This window comes from Lamprobacter sp., assembly GCF_034860625.1.
GTDB lineage: Bacteria > Pseudomonadota > Gammaproteobacteria > Chromatiales > Chromatiaceae > Lamprobacter.
Window position 1 is genome coordinate 1 of sequence record NZ_JAYESN010000195.1, and the last position, 5,834, is coordinate 5,834.

The following is a 5,834-nucleotide window of genomic DNA, read 5'->3' on the forward strand; positions in this document are numbered from 1 at the left end:
GACTTTCACCCCATCAGTTCATGCCCATGCCGGGCGTACACTAACGCCTCCAGTCCGACTGCTCGCTACGCTCGCGACGGCTGAGGCTGGCGCTAGGCGGTTCTGATGACCATGAGCCAAAACGAGCTGTTAGGACGGGTTATCGTTCGTCCAGATGTGTTCGGCGGAAAGCCCATCATCCGCGACCTGCGCATCTCCGTCGAATTGATCTTGAGCTTGCTCGCTCAAGGCGAATCCTCGGGGGCGATTTTGGATGACTATCTAGTGCATCACTGTGAAAATCCTGATACCGACCAACCAATCAAGCCGCGAGCGGCTTACCGGTATAGGGCCAGCGAAACGGCTTGGCCAGTTTATCATTGAAGTAATCAATGAAGTTGGCGAGCTTATCATGAAGCTCATCGAGGGAGCGGAAGTTGCCACGACGGATCACTTTACGCGCCAGGATGGAGAACCACATCTCGATCTGGTTCAGCCACAAGGCGTGCTTGGGCGTGAAGTGGCAGACGATGCTGTGGCTCGGGGCACGCAGGAAGCGCTCACGGGTGGCCATCGACTTGAGGATGCCGGACTGGCCTTTGACGCCGAGGTCGATGTCGAGCTTGCACACCTCGGCGACGAGGCGCACGACCGCTTCCGAGCAGTGGATGTTGAGGTTGTCCATGATCAAGTGCCAGCGCGTCTTGTCATTGCGTTGGGCGAGCAGGTCGGCCAAGTACGCCGCAAAGTCCTGCTCGGTGCGCGTCGGGCCGATGCGGTAGGCCACTTGGCCTGTGACGACATCGAACGCAGCGATCAGGGTGAGCGTGCAGGAGCATTATGTATGATGAGAATGACAACGCCACTATCTGGGAACGGTCTCAGGTATTTAATAGGGTTGCACTAGCACGACTGCCGCTTGTGTTTTGTGAGGAACAAGGTTGATCAGCCCTTTTAAGGCGCATAAAAAAACATTTAAGTTCAGTGGCTTATGAGGCTTGGTAAATCTGGCTGTCACCGAACCGTGCGGTCCGCCGCAAGCGCATTGACGAAAAATCAGTGGCTTGCAGTCGGACGAATTTCGTCACCTTAAAAGGGCTGGAACAAGGTTGATGTATAAGACTCGCATCGGCGCCCCACCGTCTGATAGGCTTTCATCGCCTGCTTATCAAGCGCACGAAAGCTTGCCCCACCTCGCCGGAGAGCATAGATGAACACCAACGAACAGACTTGGAGCGCAGACCTGCTTCGACGCGCCGGCGTGGGGCCACGCCACCTGGCGGTGTTAATGGATGTACACCGCATGACCGCTGCTAAGTGGCTGACAGGAAAGTCTAATCCGCACCACCTGCTGCAAGAGAGGGCCGATCGCCTGATGCGGGCGGTTCGTCTATCATTGGAGAACCATTCACTGCCGATCGACAAAGACAAAGGGCTGCGCATCTCCGAGATCGACGTTCGGACTGTCGCGATGTTGTCGACACTGATGGAGAAAGATGAGGAGGCTCGCTTATGACATTTTGCGGGAGTTAGCCTGCCAGATGCACAGAAGCCCGCAGTGCGAACCGTGCGTGTTTAGCTACTAAGTGGCCGAAGGCGTGCCCATTGAAGCTGTTTCAGTTGCCGTTGTATCGGTCAGGATTTATGTCGAATACCCTTGATGAACTTCGAGCACGACACACGGATGCTGTTGGCAAGCTTAGTGATTGCGAGTTAATTCAACTACTTGCAGAAAAGACGGGTCAGACGCCTCGCTATGTCGCAGCACAAGTAGGAATCGATTCCAGAGCGTATAAGAACGGTGCCGATTGTCGGCCTGAACTGGTGAAGGTAGCTACGGACCCGTGGGTTTGGGTCGGTGTTGCTACAGTCGTTATTGGTTCTCTACTTTACCGAAAGTTTAGGATGCAGATTATGTCGCTGAAAGACGAGATTGCACAGTTGCCGATTCATAAGAAGGTTGTGGGTGTTGGTGGGTTTCTTTTTCTGCTCGCGTGTCTGTTTCCGCCGTTTAACAAAGTTTCCACTTATAGACAGCACTCTACCCAAAGGTTTGATGGGTTCCATTTCCTATTTGATTTGCCAACCTATGGCCAATACGAGCTAGCTTGGTCCATCCTAGCGGTAGAGTTGATAGCTATCGTTGTTGTCTCAGGTGTTGCCGTGTTCTTGTTAAAGCGTGACTGACTATCCTGCAAGGCGCGCAATGATTCGTCCTTGCTATGGCAATATAATAACCATGTTTCTGCGCCCCTTGCGCACTAAGCCGTCGGATAGTGCTGTTTAAAGAATTATACGACCTGCCCTCGGGGGCCACCCCCACCCATGCCATTACCCACATCTCAAAGGGGCTGGAGTCAACGAGGGCTGGACACAGTGAGCGACGTCTGCTGAGATGGTGCCGCATCACACCAGATGGGGCGAGAGCGGACGGACGAGTGGATTCCGAGCCGGCTGTGCGGGCGGGCGTTTGATAGGGCGGATCTGGAGCGGATTCGCCAGGTGGTGAACGAGGCGGACCCACCCCTGCGCGCCGAGATCGCGCGCCGGGTCTGCCAGGTCTTGGACTGGCGCGATGCGCAAGGCCGCCCCAAGCTCATGAGCGCCGCGAGCGCGCCTTCGGGCACTGAGCGCCCGAACCCGAGCCGCGCATGCACCGGAATCACTTCGGCCTGCCAGCCGGTCTGGGCAATCATCGGCGCTCACTCAGCGCGCCGGCTCGCCTCGGGTCAACACCCCCCGATGATCCGACCCCATCCAGCGCTTACCGCTGACCGGCGGCGTCGTCGCCTCCGCGAACGCTCCGGCCTGCGGACCCGCAACGAGGATGTGATCGATCGCCCCACCCGGAAAATGCCGCGCCACATAGGTCGAATCCAGCGCGCCGGACAGCAGCCGCGCGGAGTCATCGACGCCAAGCAGAAGCGCAAGGCTATCGTCATAGCCATCGCGCCCACCCGGCCCGCACAGCCCCTCACAGCGCCCCTCGGTCGGCGCGCAGTCCTCGCCCGGTGCCGACCCGCCGCACCCGGCCCGGTGCCTGGATGTTGTAGTCGCCCGCGACGATCACCGTGCGCCCAGCTTCGAGCGCCCCAGCGGCATCCGCCACCAGCCCGGCAGCCTGCACCTCACGCCGACGCGCGTTCTCGCGGTCCTCGGCATTGCAGTCACGCCCACGCGAGAATTAAAGGGTCCAGGCTGGAATTAATTTCTTTCGGACTTGGCCTCAGTTCGACTCCCATAGGCGCACGAACCGCTCGCGAGACAGATCTCCCAGGATAAGAACATGAACTTTCAGCGCACAACCTCGCCATTTACCGTACCCATGTCGGATCACAGGGCTTCGCTATCTGTGGCTAGCTCGCCCCGGGCTCTCAGCCTTCTATGACGTTTCTGTTCGGCCTTGATCATAAGTCCTTCCAAAACCCGGTGTCGCCGGTGGTTTTCGGCAGTAATCATTAATATCCAGCTACTGAGTATGGTTCGCGGACGGTTGCTGCGGCAGGTGGACGGAGTTATGATCAAGGTCTTTTTTTCGTAGGCTCTCAGATTTGCTCCAGGCTTCCTTCAGACCTCGCCTCGCGGCTCAGCACTTGCCCTTCGCTAGTAGTTGTCGCCTGATCAGAGACCAGACGGTGATCCTCCTACAGGGGACTCTCACCCCATCAGTTCATACCCATGCCGGGCGTACCACGATGGCATTCAGCCGAGCGCGCGAATAGTGCGCCAGCTGATGCTGTCGTTAGTCCCGCATCTTAAATACTGAAAGGTATGTTTTATGACAGTCAGTGAAGTTATCCCTATTATTACGTCTTTATCGCATACTGATAAATTCAGACTGATGCAGGTTATTCTGACGCAACTAGCTAAAGAAGACGGGGTTCCCTTGCAAGCTGAATCAGTCAGTCAGCAAGACCCTCTATTTGATATTATCGGTATTGCGGAAGGAGAAGACAGTGACGTGGCACGGCGGCATGATGCTTACCTGTACGGTGCTTCATAATGCAGAGCATTTTTGTTGATACTGGTGCATGGTATGCAGCAATGGTTCGCAAGGATCGGGATCATGAAGCGGCAAAGCTATTTCTGAAAAACAATACATCGTCGCTGATTACAAGCGATTATGTCATGGATGAGACCGTCACTTTGTTATTGTCCCGTGTGGGTCACAGCTATGCGGTGAAGTTTCTTGATATGCTGCAAACAAGTCGGAAGACCCAACTGATTTATCTTACGCCAACGCAGATTAGTGCAACAGTGACTTTGTTTCGCGAGCGTGCGGATAAGGAATGGAGTTTTACAGATTGTTCGTCATTTGTCTTAATGCCAGAATATCAAATTCAAGTTGCGTTTGCATTTGATGAGCATTTTAAGCAGGCAGGCTTTCAGGTTAAACCATAGAAAAAGCCGGTAGTAATCCAAATCTGTTGTTGAATAATATTTAATCATTATAAATCTAGAATTTGATTGGCAAATCAACAGATCTGGATCACTACCGGCGGGCGAGCACAATAGCGCAGCAGCGGCTCCAGGCCGGCGCGATCCTGCGCACAGGAAATCATGCCCGCAGTCCGGACACCTCGCCCGGGCAAAACCGTAGGCAAGGATGCCCCATTCCAGATAACGGCGGAATTCCCTTGACCCGTAGACCGGCACTTGCCGGCCGTTCTAACGGGCTGCCGGCATTGGCCGTGTTGCGCTAGCCGCGCTCGCCTTCGCCTCCGTCCTCGGCCTCGTCGGCGCCATGGTCGCCGCTGGCGTAGTCGGTGACGTCGCGGCGGGATTGGGTGTCTTGTCCAGTCAGCGTCGCGACAGCCGCCGTGCCCGCCGCCTTGCCGTTGTCGGCGACATGCAGGTGCATATCCCTCTGCGGGAACGGGATCGAGATGCCGTTGGCATCGAACGCCTCCTTCACCGCGCGGTGAAGATCCCAGTAGACCGTCCAGTAATCCGAGGTCTTCACCCAGGGGCGGACGATAAAGTTGACCGAGCTGTCCCCCAGCTCGCTGACCCTGATGTTCGGCGCCGGGTCCTCAAGGACGAGCGGATGGCTGGCGATCACCTGCTCGAGCACCGCCTGCGCCTTCTCGATCGAGTCGCCATAGCCGATGCCGAAGACGAGGTCGACGCGGCGCGTGTCCGAGGCGGTGACATTGGTGATGATGTCGCCCCAGACCTTGGAGTTCGGGATCACGATCACCTGGTTGTCCGGCGTGGTCACGGTCGTGGAGACCACCGAGACGCGCTTGATGGTGCCGCCGAGACCGGCGACCTGCACATAGTCGCCTTCATCAAAGGGGCGATTGAACATGATCATCAGTCCCGCGGCGAGGTTACCCAGCGTCTCCTGCAGCGCGAAGGCGATGATGAAGGAGGCACCGCCCACCAGGGCGAACAGCGGTGTGATGTTCACCCCGACCGCGGCAAGCACGACCATCAGGCCGAAGGCGATGGTGAGCCAGTACACGGCGATGACGAGGAAGCCGCTCAGCATGTTGTTGAGCGACGGCGTCCGGTCGACGGCGCGCATGATCCGGGCGACGATGAGCAGACCGAACCAGGCGGCGATGATCACGGCGCCCTGAATGGCAAGCTAGGACAGCCCTATTGCAACGGATGCACGGACCCGAGGCAAGCGCCGCTGCGCCCAAAGTGGGCGGCCAACAGCAAGCCGCAAAACGGAGACTCAGTCGGACATGGCCTCGATGCAGGCGCCGACGACGGCAGCCAGGTAGCGGAGAGTTGCCTCGGTCGCGGGCGCCAAGTCCTGCGCGGCCTTGCTGGAGGCAACCAGAAAACCGTTGTTGCGACGAATGATCCAGCCCAGCTCCTCCAGGTCGCGGAGCTTGCGGCGA

The 5,834-nt window shown here is 57.3% G+C and carries 7 protein-coding genes; 5 read left to right on the forward strand and 2 right to left on the reverse strand.

Features of this window, described 5'->3' with window-relative positions:
* The first annotated feature begins 111 nt into the window (after positions 1–111).
* The gene (locus tag VBE63_RS31585) at positions 112–363 is read left to right on the forward strand and encodes a DUF433 domain-containing protein (protein ID WP_416274653.1); all 252 of its coding nucleotides are present in this window, start codon (positions 112–114) and stop codon (positions 361–363) included.
* Here VBE63_RS31585 and VBE63_RS23715 read toward each other — a convergent pair.
* Positions 302–799 (reverse strand): transposase, encoded by a 498-nt coding sequence (locus tag VBE63_RS23715; protein WP_323685492.1) that lies wholly within the window; start codon positions 797–799, stop codon positions 302–304. The two genes, VBE63_RS31585 and VBE63_RS23715, sit on opposite strands and share 62 nt — an antisense overlap.
* 390 nt (positions 800–1,189) lie before the next feature.
* On the opposite strand from VBE63_RS23715, the gene VBE63_RS23720 reads away from it, so the two are divergent.
* The 4 genes from VBE63_RS23720 to VBE63_RS23735 all read left to right on the forward strand — a co-directional run bounded on the left by VBE63_RS23720 (position 1,190) and on the right by VBE63_RS23735 (position 4,380).
* A complete protein-coding gene (locus VBE63_RS23720; protein WP_323685487.1) occupies positions 1,190–1,495 on the forward strand; it encodes a hypothetical protein in 306 nt (101 codons plus the stop codon).
* Positions 1,496–1,584: 89 nt separating this feature from the next.
* On the forward strand, positions 1,585–2,166 hold the full coding sequence (locus VBE63_RS23725) for a hypothetical protein (protein ID WP_323685488.1): 582 nt from the start codon (positions 1,585–1,587) through the stop codon (positions 2,164–2,166).
* 1,591 nt (positions 2,167–3,757) lie between these two features.
* Positions 3,758–3,982 (forward strand): hypothetical protein, encoded by a 225-nt coding sequence (locus tag VBE63_RS23730; protein ID WP_323685489.1) that lies wholly within the window; start codon positions 3,758–3,760, stop codon positions 3,980–3,982.
* Complete coding sequence (locus VBE63_RS23735; protein ID WP_323685490.1) at positions 3,982–4,380, forward strand: type II toxin-antitoxin system VapC family toxin; 399 nt, start codon at positions 3,982–3,984, stop codon at positions 4,378–4,380. The genes VBE63_RS23730 and VBE63_RS23735 overlap by 1 nt, the downstream gene beginning before the upstream one ends.
* Positions 4,381–4,678: 298 nt before the next feature.
* Here the strand turns inward: VBE63_RS23735 and VBE63_RS23740 are convergent, their stop codons facing one another.
* A complete protein-coding gene (locus VBE63_RS23740) occupies positions 4,679–5,554 on the reverse strand; it encodes a mechanosensitive ion channel family protein (protein WP_323685491.1) in 876 nt (291 codons plus the stop codon).
* Between the last annotated feature and the right edge of the window lie 280 nt (positions 5,555–5,834).